Source organism: Pseudomonas sp. NPDC087029 (assembly GCF_044745345.1).
In the GTDB taxonomy this organism is placed as follows: domain Bacteria; phylum Pseudomonadota; class Gammaproteobacteria; order Pseudomonadales; family Pseudomonadaceae; genus Aquipseudomonas; species Aquipseudomonas faucium.
This window is the reverse complement of sequence record NZ_JBIVAB010000012.1, coordinates 66351-92542: the sequence shown is the minus strand read 5'-3', so window position 1 is coordinate 92542 and position 26192 is coordinate 66351. Positions and strand designations below refer to the sequence as shown.

The window sequence follows — 26192 nt, the reverse complement described above, 5'->3', positions numbered from 1 at the left end:
GGGGCGCTACAGCTCCAGCAGCGAGGTGGCCGGCGCGGCCAGTGCGCGCTCACGAAAACGCGGGTCGGTGTCCATGCGCTCCAGGCGGCGCCACAGCGCTTGCAGGCCGGTGTCGTGATCGCCGATGTCTTCGATCAGCAGGCGCAGGTCGCGCCGGTACTGCAGCGGCACCCGTGCCCAGAGCTGCAGGCGCCGGGCGCTGGCATCTGCCAGCAGCTCCTGGTAATCGGTGACGGCCACCAGCAGGTCGACGCCGTGCTGCTGGTAGTAGTCTTCGATCTGCTCGCGGATCGGCAAGCCCAGTGCGGCGCTTTCCAGGCTCACGGCATCGGCAGTGGCGGGGGGCAGGATGAAACCGCTGGGCAGGCGCTGGAACTGGTTGTCGGACAGGTCGATGAACAGCGCTGATCGCAAGTGCTCCAGCCCCTGGGGCAAGCGCGTGAGGCTGCAGTTGACCATGAACAGCGAGGTGACGCTGGGCGTGTGTGACATGTCTGGCGCATTGAGCAGCGGGTTGTCGGAAAGGTCGAGGATGCGCAGCGCGGTCCACTGCTCCAGGGTGGCCTGGGCCTGGTTGTCCCAGGTGATGCGGTTGTGTTCGATGTCGAGCCATTCCAGTGTGGACGGTTGCGCCAGCTGCGGCAGGCGATCGAAACGGCACCGCTTGAGCATCAGCCGGCGCACCTGCGCCATGCGTTGCAGCCATTGCCCGGGTACTTCGCTGAGCAGGCTGTTGCCGCTGAGGTCCAGCTCCATGATGTGATTGAAGCCGTCGGGCAGGGCGAGGGCGGCCAGGTCCTGGTTTTCCAGCTCCAGGTTGGCCAGGTTGAGCCAGTGGATACGTTCGTCGACGCCCAGCCAGCGCACGGCATTGCGCCGCCAGGCGTCGAGGATGCGCACGCTGGCGCGTTGGCGCCGCGCCGTGCTCGCGGCCCAGCGGGCCAGGCTGTCGCGCAGTTGCTGCAGCGCCGCCTCGCGCACCTGCAACTCGTGTTCGGCAACCACCAGCGCGCGGCGCCAGTCGGCTTGCAACTGCTGGATCTGCGCTGGGCTGATGGCCGGGTAGAGCCTGCGCAGGCGCCCCTCCACGGAGCCGCTGGCCAGAGGCGATAGGGGTGGCAACGGAGAAAGCGGGCCGCCGCCGCGCAGGCCGCCACGACGGGCAGGGCGCTTGGCCGCCAGGCCCCACAGGCGTTGCGGCCAGTGGGCGCGCTCGGCGAGGGCCAGTTGCTGGGTGCGCAGGCGCAACGCATCAGCGCTGCCCCAGGCCAGCTGCAGGCTCTGTGGCGCGCCCGCGTACAGCGGCTGATACGGCTCGGGGTAGAGCGGCCCGCTGGTCGGGCGTTCGCCGACATGGCGTTCGTAGCCAGAGTCGGACCTGAGCAACAGCAGCTGCTGGGCGGCGTTTTCGTCACCCAGGCTCGCCAACACGTCGCCGCTCGGGCTGGCGGCGCGGATCTGCACATGCAGCTCGGTGGGCCAGCTTGCAACGCGCTCGATGCAGGCCAGCAGCAGGCGTTCGCTGTCGGGGTTGGCCAGGCGCGGCTCATGCAGCCCCTGCAGTGCGCGCACCAAGGGCAGGTCGCGGCTGACTTGTTCGCTTTCCAGTCGTAGCCAGGCAGGCAAGTGGCCCTGCGCCGTCCAGCCGGCCATCTCGTCGGCAGACAGGCGTGACAGCAGGCGCCTGGCCAGCGCGGTGTCGAGGCCGGCGTAGGCCTCTGTGAGTTGACGTTCGGCATCGGTCGCCACGCCGGCGTTGAGGCTGGCCAGGGCCAGGCGCTCTACGGTGTCGGCGAGCAGCACCGGAGTGGCCTCGCCCGCCAGGTGCACGGCCTGCAGGCCTGCGCGGTCGACGCCACTGATGGCCATGGCCAGTTGCAGCCGGGCGTCATCCAGGGCGTCGGTCGGCAAACCCAGGCGCCGCACGCACTGGGCATCGGACCAGGCCTGGGGCACTTCGTGCTCGGTGCGCCAGGCGCCTTCACCGTTATGTTCCAGGCGCGGGCGATAGGCTTCGGGGTCGTTGGGGTGGTGGATTCGCCAACCATGTTCGGCGGCGTCCTGGCTCACTTCGTACGTGGCGCCCTCCAGCGCAATGTACAGCCTGCCGTCATGGGCAACCTGGCCGAGCGCGTTGGGCGTGCTGGAGTGTGCAAGTGCTACCTCACTGGCATAGCCTGCCAGGTCCGGGCGCCACAGCCGGCGGCTGCCATCGGGCATCTGCACCGGCTCGAGGCTTTCCAGCAGCGGGCTGCCGAGCAGCTTCGGCACCACCTTGCCAGCCCCATGCAGGGCGCCGATCAAGGCCAGGTTCAGGCCCACGGCCTCTAGGTGCTGCAAGGCCAGGTGGCGGTCGCCGACGTGCCAGGCCTGGTAGCCCTCGTACACGTCGCCGAGCAGCTGGCAGGCCATCACGCCTGTCATCAGGGTGCCGACACCGGGGACGAAGAAGCCCGCCAGCATCAGTGCGTCCATGCCCAGGCTCTGCCACTGGGCGATACGCCGTTGCCGGGCTTTGGCATCGACGGCGGCCGTGGGTACCGCAAGGTCAGCCGCTTCTGCTTGCAGGCGGGCCACGTGGTCATCGTGGATAAAGGCAAATACCGGGGCGGCGATCAGCTCAGTCGTCAGGTGAAGGTCGGCAGTGGATTCGAGGTTTTGTTGCAGGCGATCGACAAAGCGGTGCTGCAGCGCCGCCGGCACGTAGCGCAAAAAGGCGCGTCGATACGCAGGTTGCAGCAGTTGCGCGAGCAGGTGCTGATGCACACCCGCTAGCCCTTCGCACTGCAGCAGGGCTCGCTCGTCGCCGGGCAGGTACAACAGCAGGCCCCTGGCGCCGGCGTCGATGATCAGTGCTTCATGCAGGCCAATTGCGAACAGCGAGGGTTGCCAGCAGCGCACGGCGGCGTCGCCCAGCAGCGCCTCGATGACATCGCGGGCGGGGCCGTCAATGCCATGGCGCAACAAGGCCAGGTCGGCGGCCAGGCGCAGGCGGTCGCGCTGCAGGGCCAGGCTGTCGCGGCGCACGGCCGGGCGGCCGAAGCAGGCCTGCAGGTGTTTCTGGTACTGCTTGCCGATATCCAGGTCACGGCAGCTGCGGGCGAAATCGTCAGGGGCGAGCGTCAAGGGCTTGAGGCTTGGCGTTTCCGATTCCAGTTCGATATCCACCCACGTCTCGCTGTCGCCCAAGGTGGTGCGGCCCACGGTACGCACCTGTTCGAAGCGGGCGTCGCCGGCCAGCGTCAATGCACTGTCGGTGCTGAACGTGGCCGCGGCATCGAAGTTGTGCAAGGCCGCTTCCAGCAGGCTGGTCTGCGTGTGGCGGGTGACATAGGTGCCAAAGGTGAACAGGTGATGAATTTCCACCAGCTCGGTGCTGCGCAGCGGGACCGCCAGTTGGTGCTCGGCCTGCAGTCGCTGCGCGAGCCGCGTTTCGGCGAACGGCGCAATGTTCTCAATGCCCTTGAGCGAGCGCGCCAGTGCCTGTTGCGAATCATCCAGCCGAGCCTGGCTGGCCAGTACTGCGGCGCGCAGGTCGGGCGCCGCATTGGCGAACCAGGCGGCCTCGCTATCGACCAGGCCTTGGGCAGGCAGCAGGCTTTCGCGCAGTGCCTGCCAGTGTTGCGGCGCCGCATGCCGTGCCCAGGCAGGCAGTTGCGCTTCAATCAATTGTTGATGGGGGTTTTCACTTGCGGGCAAGTTCATGGTGGCGCTCCTGTTGAAAGAGCAGCCAGCAGGCCCGCACCTGCACAACCCCCGGAAGTAGATAATTAGCCATTGCCGTTATAAATGATGGTGCTAGGCAGCAGGGGCAAATTTGACGTCATAAAATAAGGCCAAGTGCTAGCAAAATGCCGCTTGCCAAGGCGCGAGCTTGCATCTTAAATTGTTACTGAATGTTAGGGTGATAACGGATAAATGTTATTGATTTATCAGTAAGTTATGCGGCTGTGTTAATGAAACTTCATCGTCTTTTGCGATAACGCCAGTTGAAATATACAAAGGGACGTCAAAAAAGAATGAAAGCGCACCTGGTGGCAGTAGCCCGCAAACTCATTTCGCCCTCCCTGCGTTACGAGATCAGGACCGTTTCAAGCATGTTACGGGACATCCTCGGTCGGGCCTGTTTCTGGCGGTGGGAGATCGCCAGGTTCAGGCTGCAGCAGGCCAGCCCCTACGAAATCCTCTACATCGGCAGGAAGCAGCAGCGCGAAATGGCCAAGCTGCTGATCGGCGGCAAGGCGCCGCGCGATGCCGGCGATGTGCAGGGCGCGGCCACCCCCGCCGCGCAGAACCACGTGGTGGTGGTTAGCGAGGTGCCCACCGCCGGCGCATTGTCGGTGCCCCATTACCTGAGCGCAGTGGTACCGCTGGGGCGCTCGCTCGATGACATCACCGGCCGCTACGACAGCGAGCTGCGCCGCAGCATCCGCAAGAACCGGCCGCTGTACCAGATGCGCCAGACCTTCGACGACAACGAAATCGCCATGGCCGACCGCGACCTGCTGCGCCCATACGCCACGGCGCGCCAGGGCATCCATGCCGCGCAGTTCGCCACCGAGGAAGTGTTCCGCCTGGCCAAGGGCGTGGGCCGGCTCGACCTGATCACCCTCAACGACGAAGTGGTGGCCTGCCACCTGGGCTGCGAAATCACCCGCGGCGGCAAGCGCTATTGGAGCACCCTGCGCTTCGGCTACTGCGAGGCGGTGTTCTCCGACGCCAAGCGCCTGCGCGAGGTCAACTCGATCACCACCTTCATGGCCCTGGAATGGGCCCTGGAGCACGGTTACGACTACTACGACATCGGCCTGTGCCTGGCCCGGCCCGACGATGGGCTGCTCAAGTGGAAGCGCCGGCGTGGCGGCGATGTCGATTCGCTGGGCAACCACGCCTACATGTTCGTGCGCCTGCCCAGAATGGGCACCGCGCAGTTTCTCTGGGACACGCCGCTGTTCGCCATGGAGGGCAACAAGTTGACGCTGCACCTGGGCCTGCCCGAAGGCGCCAGCGATGAAGAAGTGGCCAGCCGTTATCACGAAATGGTCTTTGGCGGGCTGCACAAGATCTACCTCTATGGCGACAAGAGTGCAGGGGAGTCGTTCCTGGAAACCTTGCGCGCGCGTTACGCCACCTTCCATTCACCGCCCCAGATGGAGCGGGTGCCGTCCAGTTGAGCACCCCGTCTGGCCGGTAACAGACCCCTCGCGTCAGCCCCTTGCCCCGTTACCGTGGAGGCCGCCTCATGCAAAGCGATATCTCGAAACTCAGTGATTACCCGGTTGCCAGCGGCCATGCCTGGACGTTGGCGGCTTACCGGCACATGGCGCGAAAACGGCTGGCGCGCAAAGCGGATATCGAGCTCAAGAGCCTGGCGGTCAGAACCTGGGATATCGCCCCCGGCGAAACCACGCTGTCGCCGCCGGCCTTCTACCTGCCCAACCAGCTGGAGCGGGTAACCGGCTGGGAGGCCAAGCGCTTTTTCCCCTACGTGCACCCGGGGCGCACCATGGAGGGCGGCATCCGCGCCGAGCAGGGGCCGACCCGCGCCTACCTGCTCAAGGACGTGTGGCTGATCGATGGCGCGCTGTACAAGGGCAATGCCAGCCACTGGCTGTCGCTCAAGCCCAGTACCTTCCCGCGCATTGCCGTGGAGCATGAGATCGAACGGGGCGCGGCCTATTGCACGCAAAACGGCAACACCTGGTTCGGCACCTGGCTGATGGAGGACTGCCCCACCTACGCCCTGGCCTGCAACGAGGGCGTGCCGGTGACCACCGCACCCTCGGCGCGCTACCCGCTGTTCACCCAGGGGCCGGCCTACGAGCAGTGGCTGGGCATGCAGCCGCTGCGCCTGCGCAGTGCCTTCTTCCACGAGCTGGTGCTGTTCGACGATGTCAGCAACAACCGCAGCCGGCACCAGCGCTACAAGGCCATGGGCGACAAACTGCTGGCGCATGTGGATAGCACGCCGCACCCGGGCGTGTTCATCCTGCGTGGCAGCGATGGCGACCTGCGGCTGTTGCGCAATGAGCTGGAAATCGCCGAGCACCTGCGCACGCAGCGCGGCTTTCGGGTGATCAACCCGATGCAGCTGGATGTGCCTTCGATCGTGGCCGCCTGCGCGGGCGCCAGGACGGTGGTCGGGGTGGAGGGCAGCCAGCTGGTACATGGCATCAATGTGCTGCAAGCCGGTTGTAACTTCCTGGCGCTGCAACCGCCAAACCGCTTCGTCAGTTATTACAAGTACCTGACCGATCGCGATCACCAGCACTTCGGTTTTGTGGTCGGCGTGCCCGAGGGCGAAGGCTTTACCCTTGATATCGATGAAGTGGAACGCACGCTTGATCTTTTTCCGTCATAAAACGGTTGCTAAGCAGAATGATTCGCACCTGTTCTCGCCGTTGAAACACTTGGGCGCCGCCAGAAAAGCGAGTCGGTGGCGTTCGCCCGGCGTTGTAACGCGGCCAATGAGTGTCACAATATCGCGCAATTTCAATAACTTGTTAATTGCCCCAGGCGGGCAGTTGGGGGTGCATTTTCTGCATGGCGGTAAATTGACGAGTACCGGGTCGGTCGATTGATTTTTATTATGGTGTCGGATCATTGACGTAATGTCATTGTGCCCATAAGCTCCAATCACCAGCAGTAAAAACTCTATTCAAACCAACAATAACTGTCCTCTTTTCAGGAGGGGAACATGCGCTCGACTCTGTTCATCAAATCGATTTTCCTGTTGGTGTTATTGAGCGGTGCGGCACGAGCGGCTGATTCTTATATGAACCAGACCAATATTGTTCCTTTGGCAACGGCGGGTTGGCTTTTTGCGTTTGCAGTCATTGGCTTCGTGGCGGTAGCCAATAGAAAGAAGATTTGAAGCGTTGCCCGTGTTAGTTGTTTGAAGTTTACCTTTCTTTATCGCGACGCCAGCAACTTGACGCACAAAAACGGACATTTGCGCTTTATCGCTGGCGGTTGCTTGTCAATTTTCCAGCCATTGCTATATTCCACTGGCCAGACCCTTGGGCAGTGGTGGCAGGGGCAGGCAAGGCGGCATCGCGGTAAAGGGCCTGCAGGATTGCGAGGCCGGCGCAGCGGGTTTGCAGCTGCGTGTGGAGCGAGAGGCTTGCTGTTGTTCTCATTCAGTGCTCTTAACCTGGGCCGATTGGCCGGAGGGATCCCTCATGGCGCGTTTGCTGATTTCCCTGTTCTGCGTACTGTGCGCCTGGGCCGGCGCCAGCGTTGCCGATGACAGCACGTCCACCTACCTGTTGAGCCCCGGCGACAAAGTGTTGATCTCCGTGTGGCAGGAAGACACCCTGCGCCAGGAAACCGTCGTACTCCCCGATGGCAGCATTACCTTCCCCCTGGCCGGCCGCATCGATGTGGCGGGCCTGGATGTGACCGCAGTGGCCAAGAAGGTCACCGCCGGCCTCAAGCCTTTTCTTGCCGACCCGAACGTCAGCGTGGTGGTCACCGGCACCGCCGGCAACCTGGTGTACGTCCAGGGCAAAGTGATCAAGCCAGGCCCGGTGCCAATGGCAGGCCCTACGGCCGTACTGCAAGCCTTGAGCATGTCGGGTGGAATGGACAAATTCGCCGACGAAAGCGCCATCAAGGTGATCCGCGGCAGTGGCCCTGCACAAAAGGTATTGCCGGTGCGCTACAAGGATCTGGTTTCTGGGCGTGACATGTCCACCAACTTCCAACTTCAGGCTGGCGATACGCTGGTCGTACCTTGAATCTTCTAATAATTAAGAATTACTAGTGCCTATTTTTCGACCAAAGCGTATGGCGGCGGCAATCATGATGATGCCGTTCGCGGGGGTGGTTAGTGCCGCCAATTGGCAGTCTTCAGTTGTGGTACCCACGACTGTCGAGTACGACAGTAACCCATTGCTCCTGACGTCCAAGGAGAAAGGTGTGACGCGTACCATCATTGCACCCGACTACAACCTGATCGGTCAGTTCGACCGCGACCAACTGCGTCTGGGCCTGGGCATGAACCTGTTGCGCTCGTCCGACCGTTCGGTGGTCGACGACCGTGAAGACCCCAACCTGAGCCTGGGCTGGCAGCGCGAGACCGAGACCGGCGGTTTCGGCCTCTTGGCGCAGTACACCGAGAGCTCGACACTGTCTGGCACGGTGCTCGACACCGGCGTGGTCACCACCGACGGCACGCAGAAGATGTCCTCGCTGACCGCCAACTGGAGCAGCGCGGTGACCGAGCGCAGCACCCTGGCCAACGAGCTTCGCTACAACCATGCGCGGTATGACATCACCACGCTGACCGGCTACGACGAGTACTCCAACTACCTGACCTGGACCTACGCCTGGAGCGAGCGCACCGACCTGATCACCGGGTTCGAGGCGCGGCGCTACGAGCCCCAGGACACCACCACCGCCATCGCCACCAACAGCTACGTGCCGAGCATCGGCATCAAGCACCAGTTCTCCGAACGCCTGGAAGGCGCCATGCATGTGGGCGTCAACGAAACCAGCGGCTCCGGTGGCGGGCGCCGTGGCGAAGGCGGCATGTCGCTGTTCTACCGCGGCTCGCGCGCCGAGGCCAGTTTCAGCGCCGAGCGCAGCACCGTGGCCAGTGCCGAGGGCGGTTTCGCCGAGCTGGACATGGTGCGCGGCGGCTGGAGCTACCTGGTCAGCGAAAGAAACCGGGTGGGCCTGGAAGCGTCCTGGCAGGACGCCAAAGGGCAGACGCCAAACACCTTGCAGACCTACAGCGCCTGGGCCAGCCACGAATTCTCGCGGGCCTGGGACATGCGTTTTTCGTTGATGTACAAGGAGCGTCAGCAAGATGGCTTGCCAGATGCTGAAGCGACCATCGTGGGACTGACGCTGACGTACCGATATCCCGACATCTGACTCTTCGCACGGGTGGCCACACATGAAGACCGAGTACGAGCTGTCGATCAAAGATTACATCGCCATCATCAAGGACCGCGCCTTGCTGCTGGGGGTGAGCATCGTCGTCGTACTGGCAGCGACCGTGGGCGTCGCCCTCAGTGTGCCACCCATCTACCAGGCCACCGGCACCATCCTGGTCGAATCGCAGCAGATATCGCCCGACCTGGTCTCGGCCGGCAACACCACCTTTGCCGATGAGCGCATCGAGGTCATTCGCCAGCGCGTGATGACCCGGGAAAACCTGCTGCGCATCATCGACAAGTACGGCCTGTTCGCCGACAAGGGACGGCAGTTCAGCGAAACCGACAAGATCGAGCAGATGCGCAACGACATCGTGGTGGCCACGCTCAGCACCTTCATCAAGGGGCGAGGCGAGGCGACCGTGGCGTTCACCGTGTCGTACGAGGACAAGCGCCCGGAAGTCGCCAAGGAAGTGGCGGACGAACTGGTGAACCTGTTCCTCAACGAAAACATCAAGCAGCGCACCGAACGCGCCACCGAAACCACCGAATTCCTCTCCCAGGAAGCCAACAAGCTGGGCGCCGAACTGGCCGACCTGGAAAACCAGCTGGCCGACTTCAAGCAGGCCCATGCCAATGCCTTGCCGGAAAACCAGCAACTGCGCATGAGCATGCTGTCGCGCTCGGAGCTGGAATTCCGCGAGGTCGACCGTGACTACAAGTCGGCCCAGGAAGAGCTGCGCTACCTGGAGCTGGAGCTGTCGGCTGCCAATGCCGGGGTGCCTACCCAGGCTGCCAATGGCCGCTCGACGGCCGCCGACCAACCGCAAGACCTGGCAAGCCTGAAGGCCGAGTATGCCCGCCTGCTGACCCGCTACACCCCGGCGCACCCGGACGTGCAGGCGATCAAGCGCAAGATCGATGTGCTCCAGGCCTCCGGTGAAAAGGGCGCGGCGGCAGCGGCGACGATGAACCTGGACGCCGCCCGGGTGCGCACCAAGATGGCGGCGGCGCAGTCGCGCATCGCCTCGCTGGCCGAGCAGAAGCGCCAGCTCACCAGCAAGATGGAAGGCTACGAGGCGGATATCCTCGAAGCCCCGCAAGTGGAGCGCGGCCTGATCACGCTGATGCGCGACCACGACAACGCCCGCAAGAAGTACGAAGAAATCCGCAACAAGGAAATGGGCGCGAAGATCACCGAAAGCCTGGAGCAGGAAAACAAAGCCGAGCGCTTCGTGCTGCTCGAGCCGCCGCTGATGCCGGAAAAACCGGTCAAACCCAACCGCAAGAAAATCGTCGCCCTGGGCCTGGTGCTGGCACCGGCCGTGGGCGGTGGGCTGGTGATGTTGCTGGAGATGCTCAACCAGCGGGTGCGTGGCGTGGGTGCGCTGGAAAGCGTGCTGGGCAAGCGCGTGCTGGTGGCGGTGCCCTATATCGCGACCCAGGCCGACAAGGCCCGGCGGCGAAAATGGCTGATGCTGCTGATCGTCGCCGGCGTGGTGTTGCTGGCTATGCTGATGGTAGTCGTCCATGTGTTCTACATGCCGTTGGACGTCCTGCTGTTTAAAGCTATGGCTCGGTTTGAATAGGGAATGCAGCGATGGACAGAATTACGCCGGCTATTGGAAAGAACCTGCACCAGATCTCACCCACCCCCGTGGAAACCCCAAAGGCCCCGCTGTTGGCGGAAAAGCCCGAACCCCTGGGCGATTTCGACTACGTGCAGACCAAGGTGGTACCGCTGCGCGCGGAACACCTGGAACGTAACCGCATCATCTCGTACAACAAGAACTCGAACATGAGCGGCGCCATCGACCTGTTGCGCACGCAAGTGCTCAAGGCGATGGACGAGAACGGCTGGCGCACCCTGGCGATCACCTCGCCCACCCCGGAGGCCGGCAAGACCGTGCTGGCGGTGAACCTGGCCATGAGCATCGCCCACCACACCACCAAGACCGCCTTGCTGGTGGACTTCGACCTGCGTCGGCCACGGGTGGGCAGCAGCCTGGGCCTGCCGATGGACAAGGCGCTCAACGAGGTGCTCAGTGGCAAGGCGTGGCTGGAAGAGGCGCTGGTCAACCCGACGCTGCCGCGCTTCGTGGTACTGCCGACCCGCGAGCCGATCCCGATGTCCACCGAGATGCTGTCCTCGCCCAAGGTCGACAACCTGATCGGCGAACTGCGCGACCGCTACGATTCGCGCATCTGCATCTTCGACCTGCCGCCGCTGCTCAGCTCGGACGATGCGATCACCGTGCTGCCCAAGTTCGATTGCGTGCTGCTGGTGGTGGCCAACGGGATGAACAGCAAGAAGGACATCGAGGACTGCCTGTACCACCTGGCCAACGCGAACCTGGTGGGGGCGGTGTTGAACAAGGCCGATGAGCAGCCGCGCACGTACTACTGAGTTTCGCGGTGTTTTTGAGATCGAGCGCCGCCCGCGCGGCGCATCGCGGATAAATCCGCTCCTACATTTGTTGCAACGTGCCACGGTCTGTCAGGCCATGGTTGTCCACCTTGGCGCCCGCCGAGAAAACGCATTGGCCTGTAGGAGCGGATTTATCCGCGATGCGCCGCGCGGGCGGCGCTCGATCTCGAAATCACTACAAGGAACCTGGGCACCAAGGGAACTTGCGCTCCCAACTCCAGGCATGGCCGACAATTTCATCCAGCCTCGCAAACTGTGGCTGCCAACCCAGCACGCTTTTCGCTCGCTGTGCATCGGCCACCAGCGCTGCCGGGTCACCTTCGCGACGCGATGCTTCAATCACCCGGATTGGCCGCCCCGTGATAGCTCGTGCAGCTTCGATCACTTCCTGCACCGAAAAGCCCAGCCCGTTGCCCAGGTTGAATGACGCGCTTTCGCCGCCCTTGAGCAGGTACGCCACCGCCAGCGCATGGGCCGACGCCAGGTCGGCGACGTGCACGTAGTCGCGGATGCAGGTGCCATCCGGCGTGTCGTAGTCACGGCCGAACACGGTAACGGCCTCGCGCCGCCCGGAGGCCGCCTGCAGGATCAGCGGGATCAGGTGGGTTTCCGGCTCATGGCACTCACCCAGCGCCCCCTCGGGGTCGGCGCCTGCTGCGTTGAAGTAGCGCAAGCTCACCGACTTCAACCCATAGGCGCGGTCGAAGTCCTGGAGAATCTGCTCGACCATCCATTTGCTGCGCCCATAGGGGTTGATCGGCGCCTTGGGGTGCTGCTCGTCGATGGGGACATAGTGCGGGTCGCCATACACGGCGGCGCTGGAGGAGAAGATCAGGTGCCTGATGTCGGCCCGTACCATCGCCTCCAGCAGGGTCAGCGTGGCCGCCACGTTGTTCTGGTAGTACTTGCCAGGGTCGCTGACCGACTCGCCCACCTGGATGAAGGAGGCGAAGTGGAACACCGCATCGAAGTGATAGTCGCCGAACAGCCGGTCGAGGGCGCCTGCGTCGGCGATGTCCAGCTCGACCCACTCGATGTCGGGCGCCGTGGCCACGGTGTCTGCAACCACCACCTCATGGCCATCGCGCAACAGGTGCTTGACCATGTGCGAACCGATATAACCTGCACCGCCGACAACCAAGTACTTCATCCAATCCTCCTGGAACAGACGCAGCGTCGAATGCCTGGAATACAGGTCTGAACTGACTCTAGATGGCTATTTCAGGAACAGCCAGTTGGCCATCTGCTGGCCGTCGAAGGTGATCCGGTAGCGCCCATCCTGGTAGGTCGAGGCCATCGCCTGCTCGCTGCCATCGGCCTTGCGCGCGTACAGCTTCAGGCCCTGGGGTGCCTGGATGGTCAAGCTGCCTTCGAGCGGCTCGACATGGAACGGCGTCATGTCGTCGGGCCGTGGCACGGCGCGGCTGCCGAGCGAAATCAACAGGCTGCGCGACTGCTTCAGCGGCTTGGCGTCCAGGCTTTGCACCACCACGCTGGCGTAGGCGGTCTTGAGATCGACCGCGATGTCGCCCAGGCGCAGCGCCTGGCCGCCCAGCCAGCCGGTGGCGGCCTGGGTCAGCGGCGTGTCGATGGTGTACAGGCCTTGCTGCCAGTTGCGCCTGAGCTCGCCGGTGTCGCTGGTCGACTCGCTGGCGTTGGCATCGAGCAGCGACTGGTCCGGGTCTTTCAACACCTGTGCATCGCTGGGCACGACGCCCGGCTGCAGCCAGGGCAGTTCAGGCGTTTGCGGCAGGGCGATCTGCAGCCGGCCTTTTTCCATGGCGGTGCGCAGCAGCACCGAATTGGCCGGGGTGATGGCCCGGTTGAACAGGGTTTCGGCGCTGGGTGCGAACACGTAGCGGGTGCTGGCCTGGCGCACGTCCTCGCGGCGGTAGAGCAAGGCGGCGGCGGGGAGGGTGGCGATCATCGCCGGGTCGTTGTAGGCGTTCCAGTTGTCGGCCCGGCGCCAGCCTTCAAGAAACGCCTGCTGGCTGTAGGCGTACTGCATGATCGCGTCCCAACCCTGGTGGCTGGCGGTGCCGGCCACATACAGCGGCAGCGAATGGCGGTCGGGCAGGGGGAAGGGTTCGGCGTTCCACTCGGTGACGGTCATCGGCAGGCCCAGCACCTGGGCGGCGCCGAGCCAGTTGATCATGCCGTCGCTGGTCAGCGGGTTCTTCTGCAACTGGCCAATGCCGCCGTAGGCGTGGGCATCGATCACATTGCCGGCGGTGAGCGCCGGCAGCGCGGCCAGGCCGTTGCCACCCCAGGTGCTGGTGGTGACGATCGGCACCTTCACCCCCAGGGTGCGCAGGTGGTCGATCATGTCGACATTGAAGCGGTGCTCCAGCTCGTTGAGAAACAGCTTGCCAGGCCCCGGCTCCCAGGCGCGCCAGGTCTTGTCGGCGGGCAGGTTGGCGCGGGCGGCGAAGGCCTTGGCCTGGTCCATGAACAGGCGGTTGTGCTTGGGCACGCCCTTGTCCGGCAGCAGGGCGTTGCCAAAGTGCTGGGTCACGTCGTTTTCGTTGGTGATCAGCACGGCCGCCACGGCCGGGTCGTCCTTGTAGGCAAGGCCGGTGAAGCTGTTGACGTGGCCCAGGTACTGCTCGGCGAAGCGCTTCATGGCCTGTTGCAGGGTCACGTTGACGTAGGCGTAGCCCTTGATGCCGGCGTACTGCTCGCCCTTGGCCAGTTCGTCGAAGGCATAGATGTTGTCATTGACGGTGACGATGCGCTCCACGTGCAGGTCGAGCCACACATAGATGCCTTCATCCTTCAGGCACTTGATCCACCAATCGAGCTTCTTCAGCGAGGCGGGGCTCAACTGCTGGGTGTCGCGCAGTGTTTTGACCTCGCCGAAGACGTTCGGGCTGACCCAGGGCGAGTCATGGTGGTGCAGCCGCACCAGGTTGAAGCCCAGCGCAGACAGGCGCTTTGCCTGTTGCTTGATCTCATCGTCCGGCGTGTTGAACAGCGCATAGGCCGACAGGTTGGTACCCCAGAAGCGCGCCGGGGTGTTGTCGGCGAACTGCAGCTGCTCGCCGGCGGCCTTGACGAAGCCGCGCTTGCCGGCGGGTTTTTCTGCGGCGTTGAGGAACGACAGGTCGACCGGCGAGGTGCGCCAGCCGAGCTGGTCGTCTGGCCAGCGCGTGGGGTCGGCCAGGCCGAAGCGTTCGGTGGGGGTGGGGGCGAGCTCGATATCGCCGGTGAGGTTGAGCGTGGCCTTGATCTGCTGGCGGCCAGGTTCGATCGGGTCGGTGTAGAAAAACGCGCGGATTTCGGAGGTATCGCCGCGCTCGAAATACACCTTGGCCAGCGCCGGCTCGAAGCGCAGTTCGATGCGCCGCGTCGCACTGCCCCATGACCAGCCACGATTGCCCGGCAACAGCTGCGGCTCGCCCATCTGCTGGCTGAACAGCGCCGGGTCGAAGCGAAACACCATGCCGCCGCCCATCACGCCGCGCTTGAGGCTGTGGGCATCGAGGTCGAAGGCCCAGCTCAGGGTCTGCGGCTGTGGCTGGGTAATTGCTGCCGCCAGCTCGAAATCCAGCTGCGGGTTCTTGCCGTTGAGCGTGTAGCGGTAGGGCGCGTTGACCTTGAACGCGGTACCGAAGCCGGTCCAGCTCCAGTCGCCGCCCCAGAAATCGAAGCGCGCCTGCATCGCCGGGCCGCCGCCGCGGCTCACGCTGGGCAGGCCGTTCTGTTCGTCGACGCTGACGGTCCACTCGGATGAAGACCAGGCCAAGGCTGGCACTGCCAGCAGCGCGACGAGCCACGATGCCCTGAGCCCAGGGCGCAGACCAATCCTTGTCATGAAAGTACCTGGTTCGTCGGCTGGGAGGTTTCCAGCGCGTTGGTTTCACTGCTTCTGAGCCTGCGCACCATCTGCACGTAGGCCACGCCCAAACCGCCTACCGACCAGTACACCACCGGGATCACGGTGATGCTGCTGACGGTGAAGATGATCACCAGGATCCCCAGCAGGGTTGCCAGCAATGAGCGGCCCAATCGTCGGTGTTCGTCTTCCTTGTCGGGGAATGCCCGCAGCGCCTTGTAGATCGCCAGCAGCACGCTGGCGAAGAACGCCACGAACAGCGCCAGCCCGACCAGGCCGAAGCGCAGCGCCATGCTGATGTAGCTGTTGACGATGTCGATGATGCCCTCGCCCTGGATCATCGACTGCATTTCCGGGGTGTTGCGAAAATCGAAAGAGCCGAACAGCGGGTTGCGCTGGATGGTGATCCAGGAGTTGTCGAGCAGGCGCTGGCGGTAGGTAATGTTCTCTTTTTCCAGGTTGCCGACGAATGGCAGCAGGTCGAGCACCTTCTCGCCACCGGGCAGCAGGGTCAGCATCGGCAACGCCAGCAGGCCGGCGCAGGCCAGCAGGGTCAGGCGCTTGACCGCGCCTTTGCCGGTGGCGATGAACACCCCGATGATCACCCCGGCGCCAATCCACGGCCCGCGCGACAACGGCACCACCAGCCCTGCAGCCAGCAGCAGGGCGCCCATGTAGCGTTGCAGGCGGTTTTGCACGTAGCTCTGCACGAACAGGTACATGCCGATGGCCACGCTGATCACATAGGCCAGGGCAATCGCCTGGCCGGTGGTGGCGCTGGCGCGCAGCGAGCCGCCGCGGCTGAGGTAGCTGGACATGCTCCACTGCACGCCCATGGCGCTGATCAGGCCGTTGTACAGCAGCCAGTGGCGGGCGAACTCGGCCACCGCGATGATCGCCAGGAGAAAGGCGGCGATGACGAAGGCGAGCAGGGCGTCCTTGAAGTCCTGCACGGTCTTCAGCCCACGGCTGGCGACGTAGTAGGGCAGGAACACATCGATATACAGCGACACCGCCTGTCGCAAGGTATCGGTGATGGTGGTTTCGCGCAGGTACAGCAAGGTCATCAGCACCAGGCTTGCGGCCAGCAGCTTGTCCGGCAGGGTGCGGCCGAAGCGCACCGTGTCGGCCTGGCGGCCCAGGGCCAGGGCCGTGGGCAGCAGCACGCAGACGGTGAGGATGCGGATGTGGTTGAGCTCGATCAGATAGTTGATCACCCCGAACCCCGGGATATCCACCGAGGCCGGTGGAATGGCGAACACCAGCATGAAGAACAGCGCCATGGCGTTGTGTTCGCGGCGCCTGGCCACCAGCAGGGTGATCACCGCCGCCGCGGTGTACACCCAGAAGCTGAACGAGAAGAACGCCAGCAGGGTGATCAGCAGCCACAGGTTGCGCCGGCGCTTGTAGTCGCGGTCGGGAATCAGGTCGTTGGCGGGCCTGCGGGCCAGGAAGAACACCACGCTGGCGACGAACAGAATGACGATCAGCGCACGAAATTGTTCGGGCATGGGCTACAGGCACCTATCAGTCGGTGGACGACGGCTAGCGTCATGGCTAATTGAAACTATAGTGACTTCTAGCCATTCAGTCAGAGATTGAAGTCATGCCGTCGATTGAAGCGTCAGCAGCTGGGAGCCTGCGTAAGCGTGCGCTGGGCGCCGGGGCATGGAACCTGGTGTCGCTGGTGGCCTCGCAGGTCATGCGCCTGGGCGGCAACCTGATCATGGCACGCCTGCTGTTACCGGAAATGTTCGGGGTGATGGTCATCGCCACCACGGTTTCGGTACTGCTGCACCTTCTGTCGGATGTTGGCTTGCGCCAGAACATCATCCAGAGCCCGCGCGGCGACGACCCGCTGTTTCTCAATACCGCCTGGACCGTGCAGATTCTGCGCGGCCTGCTGCTGTTCGGCCTGACCCTGCTGCTGGCCGTGGCCGCCTGGGCCGCGCAAATGGCCAACCTGTGGCCGCCGGCTTCTACCTACGCGGCGCCGGAGCTGCCCCTGGTGCTGGCGGTGACTGGCCTGCAGGCGATCATCTGGGGCTTCCAGTCGACCAAGATGGATGTTGCCGTGCGCACCTTCCAGCAAAAGCGCGTGGTGCTGATCGACCTGGCCTCGCAGACCATCGGCCTGGTGGTGATGCTGGTGATCGGCTGGTTCACCCGCTCGATCTGGTCGCTGGTGGCGGCCGGCGTGGTGGCTGCCCTGGCCGGCACGGTGCTGGGCCATACCGCGATGCACGGGCCGGCCAACCGCCTGCAGTGGGACCGCACCGCGCTGGCCGAGCTGGTCAGCTTCGGGCGCTGGATCCTGCTGTCGTCGATCGTCGGCGTGCTGGCGATGTACGGTGACCGCATCTGGTTCGGCGCCAGCATGACCGTGGCGGAACTGGGTGTGTACTCGATTGCCGTGCTGATCCTCGGCTCGATCCAGACCGGCCTGATGAAGCTGTTCGGCGCGGTCGCCCTGCCGGCGTTCAGCGAGGCCACCCGCGATGGCGACAAGGCGCGCCTGCGCGCCCTGTACGACCGATTCAAGCTGCTGGTCGATCTGGTCATGCTGTTCGTCTGCGGCCTGTTCCTGACCGGCAGCCCGCTGCTGATCGGCTGGATGTACGACGCACGATATGCCGACGCCGGGCCGATGCTGGCGATCCTGTCGCTGTCGTTCTTCACCCTGCGCTACACCTTGACCCACCAGATCTGGATCGCCCTGGGCCACACCAAGTACCAGGCCATGGACAACATCATCCGCCTGGTTTCGCTGTGGCTGCTGTTGCCGCTGCTGCTGGCCATCGGCGGGCCGCGCCTGGCGATCTGGGGGGTGGCGCTGCACGCTTTGCCGACGCTGGTGCTGATCGTCTACGTCAACCGCAAGCTGGACATTCTCAACATCAAACGTGAACTCATCGTGCTGCCAATGGTGCTGGTCGGGGCACTCTGTGGCGAGCTGGCGGTACGCATCTTCAACTGGTTCTGACCGATACGACAACAGCGGTGCCCGAGCGATGGGCAGGGTAGCGCATCGCGGATAAGTGACTAGGATTCTTAAAAAAATGGCACGGGTGGTCTGGGGATCATGGGGAAGCTTAAGTACTGCACTGCGCTGCTCGATCGTAGGGGCTTTCTACGCAATTGCGTGTTGCTGGGGGTGGGGGGCGCAGTCCTGGGCGTTGCGCCCGGCCTGGCGCGCGCTGCTGCAGGCAAACCCGCCGAGCCGAACGGGTTCGTCGTTATCAACGGTTGGGTGTTGCCGTCCCAGTACTTGCGGAACGACTGAACATGATCAACGACTACCAGACGCAGAAGACCCTGCGTGATCATTATGACGTGTGCATCATCGGCGCCGGCCCTGCCGGCATCACCCTGGCCCTGCGCCTGGCGCAGGCCGGCTGGCGGGTGGTGCTGCTCGAGGGCGGCGGCCACGAGTACGCGCCCCGTTCGCAGGAGTTGTACAAATGCACCTCCTCGGGGCTGGAGCTGTACGCCGAGGAAACCCGCCTGCGCTTTCTTGGCGGCACCTCCAACCACTGGGCAGGGCGTTGCCGGCCGTTCACCGCGTCCGACTTTGCCGTGCAGCCACCGGGCGACCTGCCGGGCTGGCCGATCCCCTATGCGGAAATCGAGCGCTACCTGCCCGCCGCCATGGACATCGTCGACCTGCCCCAGGGCAAGGCCTTCCAGCCACTCAATGTGGCGCTGAAGGGTGACGACTTCGACGCCGACCGCTTTTTGCTCAGCCCGCCCACACGCTTTGCGCAGAAGTACGCGGCCGCGCTCAACGACACCCCTGGGCTGGACGTGTTCATCAACTGCAACTGCGTCGACCTGGAATTCGACAAGGCCAGCGGCCGCCTGGCCTCGATACAGGTGTCGGACTACGAGCGCAATCGCCAGCGCCTGGTGGCGAAGAAGTTCATCCTCGCCACCGGCGCCATCGAGAACGCCCGCCAACTGCTCAACAGCCAGTCGCTGCAGGCCGCCGGCGTGGTGAGCCCCGACGGCCTGGCGGGGCGCTGCTTCATGGAGCACCTGAACATCGACATGGGCACTTTCATCCTCAGCAACGGGCAGGACGGCAGCCAGCACCAGTACTACACCACCGATGCCTTCGTCGCCGAGTACCACGCTGGCAAGGGCAATGTCACCACCGCCGTGCTGGAAGAGGTCAGGACCTACGGCAGGACCGCCGAGGTCAAGCACTTCCTGGAGAACCTGGCCTGTGACATGGGCGTGGCCAGCAAGATCGCCTTCATCGCCAACTTCAGCTGCCCCGGCGACGGGGTCATCAGCACCATGATCGAGCAGTTCCCCAATGTGCAGAGCCACCTCTCGCTGCTGGATGAAAAGGACGCCCTGGGGATGGGCAAGGTCAACGTCAACTGGGCGCTGAGCGAGCATGACCGGCACACCATCAAGTGCATCGGCAGCGAGCTGGCCAAGCAGTTCGCCGACACCGGCCTTGGCTTCGTCAAGTTGAACGATTTCGTCTACGACACCAGCCTTGCCCTGAAGCTGCAGCCGCATGCCCACCACATGGGCACCACGCGCATGGCGGCGTCGCCCGAGTTCGGCGTGGTCGACAGCGACTGCAAGGTGTTCGGCACCCACAACCTCTATGTGGCCGGCAGCAGCATCTTCGCCACCAGCGGCGCCTCCAACCCGACCATGCCGCTGCTGCAGTTCGCCGTGCGCCTGGCCGAGCACCTGGACGACAAACTGAAAACCAGCAACAAGGCGGTTTGAGCCGCAAAGGAGTGTGCCAAGGCGACAAGCAACGGTTACAGCGCGGTTGACAAGGGTTGAGTGCGATGCGGTCAGCACCAAGAAGAACGAGACCGGTTCGCCTCAGAGGCAGTCCAGGAAGGGTTTACTAACGAGGCAGACAGCATGTTCGGATGGCTACGGAGCGCCGTGAAACATTACGCCAACTCAACCGGGCGGGGAGGCTCGCTGTACAGGAAACTGTGCAATCCCACACCGTTGCAATGGGGAACCTACCTGGCGCGGTGGGGCAAGTTCCACTCGATCGGCAACAACGTGCACATCAACTGCGGCTGTTGCGTCACCGACCCGACCCTGGTGCGCATCGGCAGCAACGTGGGCCTGTCGGACTGCACCCTGATCGGGCATGACGGCGTGGTGGCACTGATCGAGGTGTGCTACGGCAAGCAGCTCGATTCGGTGGGCTACATTGATATACGAGACAACTGTTTCGTCGGCCACGGCGCCATCATCATGCCGCGCGTGACCATCGGGCCCGACTCGGTGGTTGCCGCCGGTGCCGTGGTCACCAAGGACGTGCCACCGGGCATGGTGGTGGGCGGCAACCCGGCCAAGGTCATCTGCACCACTGCAGCGTTGATCGAACGGGTGGAGGAGCGGTGCAATTCGTATCCCTGGATAGACCTCGTCAAGCAGCGCAAGGGCGCCTTCGACCCCGCGCTGGAACCGACCTTGGCGGCAGTGAGGCGGCAGTACTTCTTTGGGGACGGCAACAATGGATAGCAAGCCCGTCGATGTGATGGTGGTCAACTTCAACACGGCCTCCTTGCTGCAGCCGATGTTCGACGCGCTGCGCGAGGCGGGCAGCGAGCGCCTGGCCAGTTACCTGGTGGTGGACAACGCCTCGGCCGACGATTCGTTGGCGCGCATGGCCCAGGTCTGCCCCGAGGCGCTGCTGCTGAGCAACCAGAAGAACGTCGGTTTCGGCCGCGCCAACAACCAGCTGCTGGCCCACCTGCAGGGCAAGTACGCGCTGCTGCTCAATACCGATGCCTTCGTTGCCAGCGACTCGCTGGAAAAGACCATCGCCTACATGGACGAGCACCCCGATTGCGGCGTGCTGGGCGTGCGCCTGGAAGGCCGCGAGGGTGACCTGCAGCCGTGCTGCCGCTATTTCCCCACCCCCTTGAACGTGTTCGTTTCGCGCACAGGCCTGGGGCGCTTGTTCCCTGGGCTGAAGATGGTCGACGAGATGAGCTGGGACCATGGCTCGGTGCGCGAATGCGACTGGCTGCCGGGGTGCTTCTACCTGGTGCGCCGCGAGGTGCTGGACAAGGTGGGGCTGTTCGACCCGCGCTATTTCCTCTACTACGAGGAAGTCGACCACTGCAAGCGGGTCAAGGAGGCCGGCTGGAAGGTGGTGTTCTACCCGCATACCACGGTGGTGCACATCGGCGGCGAAAGCTCCAAGTCGGTGGCTGAGCTGGAGGCCGCCAGCCGGCAGATCTCGGCCTACCAGATCGAAAGCGAGCTTTTGTACTTTCGCAAGCATCACGGCGCGGCAGGGCTTGCCCTGCACATGTGCCTGGTCAGCCTGGGCGATTTGCTGCTGGCCCTCAAGGCGCTGCTCAAAGGGCGCGGCTGGCCGGCCATCCGGGCCTGCTGGCTGCACACCCGCGCCACCTGGTCGTTGCTGTTCAAGACTCGCTACGCCACACAGCCAACACGCTAGGAGGGGGCCATGTTCGACAACATCCGCGCGGACTTGCGGGCATACAAGGGCGACTGGGGCGCCCAGGGCTTCTGGGTGATGCTGGTGTACCGCTTCGGCCGCTGGCGCTACGGGGTGCGCCCGGCACTGCTGCGCAAGCTGCTGTCGTTCATCTACAAGGTGTTGTTCAAGTTCGTGCAGATCATCACCGGGGTGGAGTTGCCGTGCGAGGTAGAGGTGGGCCGCAACTTCGTCATCGACCATTTCGGCGGCATCGTCATCAGCGGCTACGCGCGCTTTGGCGACGACTGCAGGATCCGCAACGGCGTGGTGGTGGGGCTGAAGAATGTCAGCGAGCCGACTGCGCCTGTGATCGGCAACAACGTCGATATCGGCGCCGGGGCCAAGCTGCTGGGCAATATCCGCATCGGCGACAACGTGGTGATCGGCTCCAATGCGGTGGTGCTGATCGATGTGCCGGACAACTCGCTGGCGGTGGGGGTGCCGGCCACGGTCAAGGCGCGCAAGCACGAGGCAGTGCAGTACACATGAGCCGGCCCCAGGGGCGGCGGTGATCGGCAAGTGGCGTTCAGGGGTGGCGAGAGGCGCATGGAGACAGGCATCGGAGTGGTGGTGATTGGTCGCAACGAGGGGATGCGCCTGGAGCGCTGCCTGGCCTCGCTGGCCAGCGGCGCGGACCAGGTCGTGTATGTCGACTCCGGTTCCACCGATGGCTCGGTGCAGCGGGCACGCAGCCATGGGGTAGAAGTGCTGGCGCTGGACCTGAGCATCCCGTTCACGGCTGCCCGGGCGCGTAACGAAGGCTTTGCCTGCCTGCTGCAGTTGCGCCCGGAGCTGCGCTACGTGCAGTTCGTCGACGGCGACTGCGAGGTGGTGGCGGGCTGGCTGGGCAGCGCCCAGGCGTTTCTCGACACCCACCCCGACGTGGCGGTGGTGTGCGGGCGGCGGCGCGAGCGCTTTCCCGAGCGCTCGGTGTACAACCTGCTGTGCGACCTGGAATGGGACACCCCGGTCGGCGACGCCAAGGCCTGTGGTGGCGATGCGCTGATGCGCGTCGATGCCTTCAGGGCGGTGTCCGGCTACCGCCCGGAGCTGATTGCCGGGGAAGAACCGGAGCTGTGCGTGCGCTTGCGCGCCCGTGGCTGGAAAATCTGGCGCCTGGACGCCGAAATGACCTTGCACGATGCCGCCATGACCCGTTTCAGCCAATGGTGGCGGCGCTGCGTGCGCGGCGGCTATGCCTTCGCCGAGGGCACCTACCTGCATGGCTACCCACCCGAGCGCCACTGGCGGCGTGAGTCGCTGCGCGCCTGGCTGTGGGGGCTGGGCATCCCGCTGGTGACGCTGCTGCTCTGGGCGCTGCTGGGGGGCTGGGGCTTGCTGTTGTTGGCGATCTACCCGCTGCAGGCCCTGCGCCTGACCCGCCGCGGCGGCCGCACGCTGCGCGAGAACGGCTTGCAGGCGGTGTTCCTGGTGCTCGCCAAGTTCCCTGAAATGGTCGGGCAGGTGAAGTTCCTGCTCGACAGGTTGACCGCCAGCAAATCGGCTTTGATCGAGTACAAGTGAGATGACCATGAACCTCGTTTCACTCGCCAGGACCCTGCCAGCGGTGCACCCCGGCCTGTCGCCGCGGGCACTGAAGAACCGCCTCGCACTGACCCTGCTGATGGTCCGCCAATGGCCCCAGCTCGGCACCTTCGTGCAGCGCATGAACACGGCGCTGGGTGCCGAAGGCTGGGCGGCGCTGGGTGACGACAGCATCGGCATCCTGCAATGGCCCTACATCAGCAAGGGCTGGGATGCACCGCAGCGGCTGGCGGTGGTGGCCTCGCACTACGAGCTGGTGGCCAAGCAGTTTCCCTCCTTGTTGCTGCTCGGGCGTGACGCGCAGCGAACCCTTGCCGACCTGTCGAGCTACTCCCCGGGCTGCACCCTGGTGCTGGACCGGCCGATCTGGTTCAAGCGCGAAGGCGAGCTGGTGCTCAACCTGTTCCAGGGCGACTTGCGCGCGGCATCGCTGGCTTTCAGCCTGTGCCAGGCCGATGGCCAGCTGTGCCTGTTGATCGGCGCGGTGCAGGGCATCCACAAGGGCATCGACAGCGAGACGTCGCTGAACATCTACCGCGACCTGACCAAGGATTTCGAAGGCCTGCGCCCACGCAGCCTGCTGATCGAAGCCATCAAGTGCCTCGCCCGGCTGCTGGGCGCCACGCAGATCCACGCCGTCAGCGATGCCTACCGGCATCACCGGCACCCTTATTTCGGCGCCGACACCGGCCGCGAACTGGCCGCCAACTACGACGCCATCTGGCAGGAGCATGGCGGCGAGCCCCTGGCGCGCGAAGGCTTCTTCAGCCTGCCCGTGGCTGCGGCCGAGCGCTCGGCAGAAGACATCGCGCCGAAGAAACGCGCCATGTACCGGCGCCGCTATGCGCTGCTGGACGACCTGTTCGGCCAGCTCGAAGCCGCGGTGCCCGACCACGAAGTGGCGCAGCAGCTCAACCTGCATCGCCAACGCCTGGGCAGCGCCCTGGCGGCGCAGCAGGCCAGCGTTGGCAGTACGCCACCTGGCATGCATGCCCGCCTGGCAGGCCTGCTGCGGCAGATCACCACCGAGCCGCGGGCCGACCAGCGCTTCATTGCCTACCTGCGCAAGGCCGGTTTGTACCCGACGTTGAAAAAGGCCGTGCGCGAACTGCTCAGGCAGGGGCCGTCGCTGCTGTGGAAGCCCGCCGACAGCAAGCGCAAGAGCCTGCCGCTGGGCGACCCCAGCGTGCCGGCCAGCGAACTCTTCCCGCGTGAGCTGCTGCTGGTCTGCGAAGGCGAACTGGCCCAGCCGCCCAGCGGCCGCCCGGCGTGGCTGCAGCAGGCACTGCAAAGCCTTGGCTACCGCTGCCAGGTGCTCGACTGGCGCGACGCCGCAGCCTGCAACAATGCCCTGCAGACCGCCTCGGTGGTGATCTTCCATCGCCTGCCGGCCACGGCCGAGATGCTGCAGCTGGTGGACGAGGCCAGGCGGCTGAAGGTGAGCACGCTCTGGGATGTCGATGCGCTGATCTTCGACCCCCAAGCCTATCGGCAGCACAACGACTTGAGCGTCTTCAACGAGGAAACGGTCAACCAGCTGCTGGCGGCGGTCAGCCTGTTCCAGCAGGCGCTGCTGGCCTGCGACCACGCCATCGCGGCAACGCCGGCACTGGCCAAGGCCATGCTGGACCTGGGCGCGGGGCACGTCACGCTGGTGGAGTGGGACAACAGCGCCCACGCCCTCAACAGCGAACAGCTCGGCCACCTGTTCCCCCAGTTGCCGCGCGACCGCAACCGGCGGGTACTGTCGGCCAACATCTTCTTCGCCCCGCGCAGCTTCGGCGGCGCCACGGTGGTGGCCGAACAGATGGCGCGCCTGATGGTGGCGACCACCACCTTCCAGCAGTTCATCTTCACCTCGCTGCCCGAAACCGATGCCGAGCCCTACAGCCTGTACCGCTACGAGGCGCATGGCGCCGCGGTGATCGGCATGGGCCTGCCCGACGAGCGCAGCGCCCGCGAAGACTTCGAAAACCCCGACACCTTGCCCATGTTCGACACCGTGCTCGAACGGGTGGCCCCGGACCTGGTGCACATGCACTCGATCCAGGGGCTGGGCGCGCTCTTGGCCGACAGCTGCCGGCGCGCGGGCCTGCCGTTCGTGGTGACCCTGCACGATTGCTGGTGGATCTGCGGGCGCCAGTTCATGATCGACAAGCACGGCAAGTACTGCGGGCAAACCACCATCCGCGCCGAGGTCTGCGCCCGCTGCGTGGACGACCCAGCGCTGAACGTGTATCGCCAGCAGTTCCTGGCCAGCACGCTGAACCAGGCCGACCTGCTGCTGGCGCCCAGCCACTTTGCCCGCAACCTGTACATCGCCAACGGCTTCGATGCGGCGAAGATCCGCGTCAACCGCAACGGCATCCTGCCGCCGGCCGCCGACTACCAGCGCCACCCGGGCAAGGCCATCCGCTTCGGCTTCGTCGGCGGCAACGCGACCATCAAGGGGATCGACGTGATCACCCGCGCCTTCGCCGCCCTGCAGCGTTCGGACTACGAGCTCAAGGTGGTCGACAACCTCCTGCACCTGGGCTTTCGCTCGTTGAACCGGCACAGCATCAAGATCCCGGGCACGGTCAGCATCGTGCCGGGCTACACCCAGGCCAACATGGACGAGTTCTTCGCCGGTATCGATGTGCTGCTGTTCCCCACCCAGTCGAAGGAAACCTTTGGCCTGGCCGTGCGCGAGGCGCTGGTGCGCGACGTGTGGGTGATCAGCACCCATGCCGGCGGCACCGTGGAAGACATCGTCGACGGGGTGAACGGCACGCTGATCCCGCTCAGCGCGGACGAAAAGTACCTGCGCCAGGCGCTGACCGAGATCCTCGAGCAGCCCGAGCGCTATCGCCAGCACCGCAACGCCTTCAAGCAAGGCATCACCTTGTGCAGCGACCAGGCCCTGGAGCTGCAGGCCATGTACGACGATGTGCTCAAGGCGAGCACCCCGGCTGCCGGGTTGTGCCCGCAGCAGTGAGCGCCCTGGTCATCACTCACGCA

Annotated in this window: 18 protein-coding genes and 1 pseudogene; 15 read left to right on the top strand and 4 right to left on the bottom strand. The window is 64.6% G+C overall.

Annotated elements, in window-relative coordinates; genetic code table 11:
* Window positions 1-6: 6 nt before the first annotated feature.
* Window positions 7-3705 (bottom strand): dermonecrotic toxin domain-containing protein, encoded by a 3699-nt coding sequence (locus ACIPG5_RS18825; protein ID WP_401377042.1) that lies wholly within the window; start codon window positions 3703-3705, stop codon window positions 7-9.
* Between the two features lie 314 nt (window positions 3706-4019).
* Between ACIPG5_RS18825 and ACIPG5_RS18820 the strand changes: the two genes are divergently transcribed.
* From ACIPG5_RS18820 to ACIPG5_RS18790, 7 genes are all read left to right on the top strand, one after another.
* A complete protein-coding gene (locus ACIPG5_RS18820; protein WP_401377039.1) occupies window positions 4020-5174 on the top strand; it encodes a hypothetical protein in 1155 nt (384 codons plus the stop codon).
* Between the two features lie 68 nt (window positions 5175-5242).
* Window positions 5243-6361, top strand: coding sequence for a glycosyltransferase 61 family protein (locus ACIPG5_RS18815; protein WP_401377036.1), 1119 nt, complete (start codon window positions 5243-5245; stop codon window positions 6359-6361).
* 336 nt (window positions 6362-6697) lie between these two features.
* Window positions 6698-6874 (top strand): EPS-associated small membrane protein EppA, encoded by a 177-nt coding sequence (gene eppA / locus ACIPG5_RS18810; protein WP_176516182.1) that lies wholly within the window; start codon window positions 6698-6700, stop codon window positions 6872-6874.
* Window positions 6875-7181: 307 nt separating this feature from the next.
* Window positions 7182-7739, top strand: a complete 558-nt coding sequence (locus ACIPG5_RS18805) for a polysaccharide biosynthesis/export family protein (RefSeq protein WP_176516185.1) — start codon at window positions 7182-7184, stop codon at window positions 7737-7739.
* A 70-nt stretch (window positions 7740-7809) separates the two neighbouring features.
* Window positions 7810-8880, top strand: a complete 1071-nt coding sequence (locus tag ACIPG5_RS18800; RefSeq protein ID WP_176516191.1) for a hypothetical protein — start codon at window positions 7810-7812, stop codon at window positions 8878-8880.
* A 22-nt stretch (window positions 8881-8902) separates the two neighbouring features.
* Complete coding sequence (locus ACIPG5_RS18795) at window positions 8903-10471, top strand: Wzz/FepE/Etk N-terminal domain-containing protein (RefSeq protein ID WP_286914626.1); 1569 nt, start codon at window positions 8903-8905, stop codon at window positions 10469-10471.
* An 11-nt stretch (window positions 10472-10482) separates the two neighbouring features.
* Window positions 10483-11289 carry a CpsD/CapB family tyrosine-protein kinase gene (locus ACIPG5_RS18790; RefSeq protein ID WP_176516189.1) on the top strand — a complete coding sequence of 269 codons (807 nt, stop codon included), beginning with the start codon at window positions 10483-10485 and terminating at the stop codon, window positions 11287-11289.
* A gap of 196 nt (window positions 11290-11485) precedes the next feature.
* Here the strand turns inward: ACIPG5_RS18790 and galE are convergent, their stop codons facing one another.
* The 3 genes from galE to ACIPG5_RS18775 form a co-directional block, all read right to left on the bottom strand.
* Window positions 11486-12460 (bottom strand): UDP-glucose 4-epimerase GalE, encoded by a 975-nt coding sequence (gene galE, locus ACIPG5_RS18785; RefSeq protein WP_401377032.1) that lies wholly within the window; start codon window positions 12458-12460, stop codon window positions 11486-11488.
* A 66-nt stretch (window positions 12461-12526) separates the two neighbouring features.
* Window positions 12527-15124: a glycosyl hydrolase family 5 gene (locus ACIPG5_RS18780; protein WP_401377029.1), complete on the bottom strand. Its 2598-nt coding sequence runs from the start codon at window positions 15122-15124 to the stop codon at window positions 12527-12529.
* Window positions 15121-16656, bottom strand: a complete 1536-nt coding sequence (locus ACIPG5_RS18775) for an O-antigen ligase family protein (RefSeq protein WP_401377026.1) — start codon at window positions 16654-16656, stop codon at window positions 15121-15123. The genes ACIPG5_RS18780 and ACIPG5_RS18775 overlap by 4 nt, the downstream gene beginning before the upstream one ends.
* A 95-nt stretch (window positions 16657-16751) precedes the next feature.
* Here ACIPG5_RS18775 and ACIPG5_RS18770 point away from each other — a divergent pair, with 95 nt between their 5' ends.
* The 8 genes and pseudogenes from ACIPG5_RS18770 to ACIPG5_RS18735 all read left to right on the top strand — a co-directional run bounded on the left by ACIPG5_RS18770 (window position 16752) and on the right by ACIPG5_RS18735 (window position 26169).
* Window positions 16752-18128 (top strand): oligosaccharide flippase family protein, encoded by a 1377-nt coding sequence (locus ACIPG5_RS18770; RefSeq protein ID WP_401377023.1) that lies wholly within the window; start codon window positions 16752-16754, stop codon window positions 18126-18128.
* Window positions 18129-18430: 302 nt separating this feature from the next.
* Entirely contained in the window at window positions 18431-19894 is a 1464-nt protein-coding gene (locus tag ACIPG5_RS18765; protein WP_401377020.1) for an FAD-dependent oxidoreductase, read from the top strand.
* Window positions 19895-20038: 144 nt separating this feature from the next.
* On the top strand, window positions 20039-20656 hold the full coding sequence (locus ACIPG5_RS18760; protein ID WP_176510854.1) for an acyltransferase: 618 nt from the start codon (window positions 20039-20041) through the stop codon (window positions 20654-20656).
* On the top strand, window positions 20649-21605 hold the full coding sequence (locus ACIPG5_RS18755) for a glycosyltransferase family 2 protein (RefSeq protein WP_236236285.1): 957 nt from the start codon (window positions 20649-20651) through the stop codon (window positions 21603-21605). The genes ACIPG5_RS18760 and ACIPG5_RS18755 overlap by 8 nt, the downstream gene beginning before the upstream one ends.
* 9 nt (window positions 21606-21614) lie before the next feature.
* Window positions 21615-22136 (top strand): serine O-acetyltransferase, encoded by a 522-nt coding sequence (locus ACIPG5_RS18750; RefSeq protein WP_176510852.1) that lies wholly within the window; start codon window positions 21615-21617, stop codon window positions 22134-22136.
* 57 nt (window positions 22137-22193) lie between these two features.
* Complete coding sequence (locus tag ACIPG5_RS18745) at window positions 22194-23171, top strand: glycosyltransferase family 2 protein (RefSeq protein ID WP_236236286.1); 978 nt, start codon at window positions 22194-22196, stop codon at window positions 23169-23171.
* 7 nt (window positions 23172-23178) lie between these two features.
* Window positions 23179-24171 (top strand): annotated as a pseudogene (locus ACIPG5_RS18740) (VirK/YbjX family protein); the annotation flags it as partial.
* A gap of 6 nt (window positions 24172-24177) precedes the next feature.
* Complete coding sequence (locus tag ACIPG5_RS18735) at window positions 24178-26169, top strand: glycosyltransferase family 4 protein (protein WP_401377165.1); 1992 nt, start codon at window positions 24178-24180, stop codon at window positions 26167-26169.
* Window positions 26170-26192: the final 23 nt, after the last annotated feature.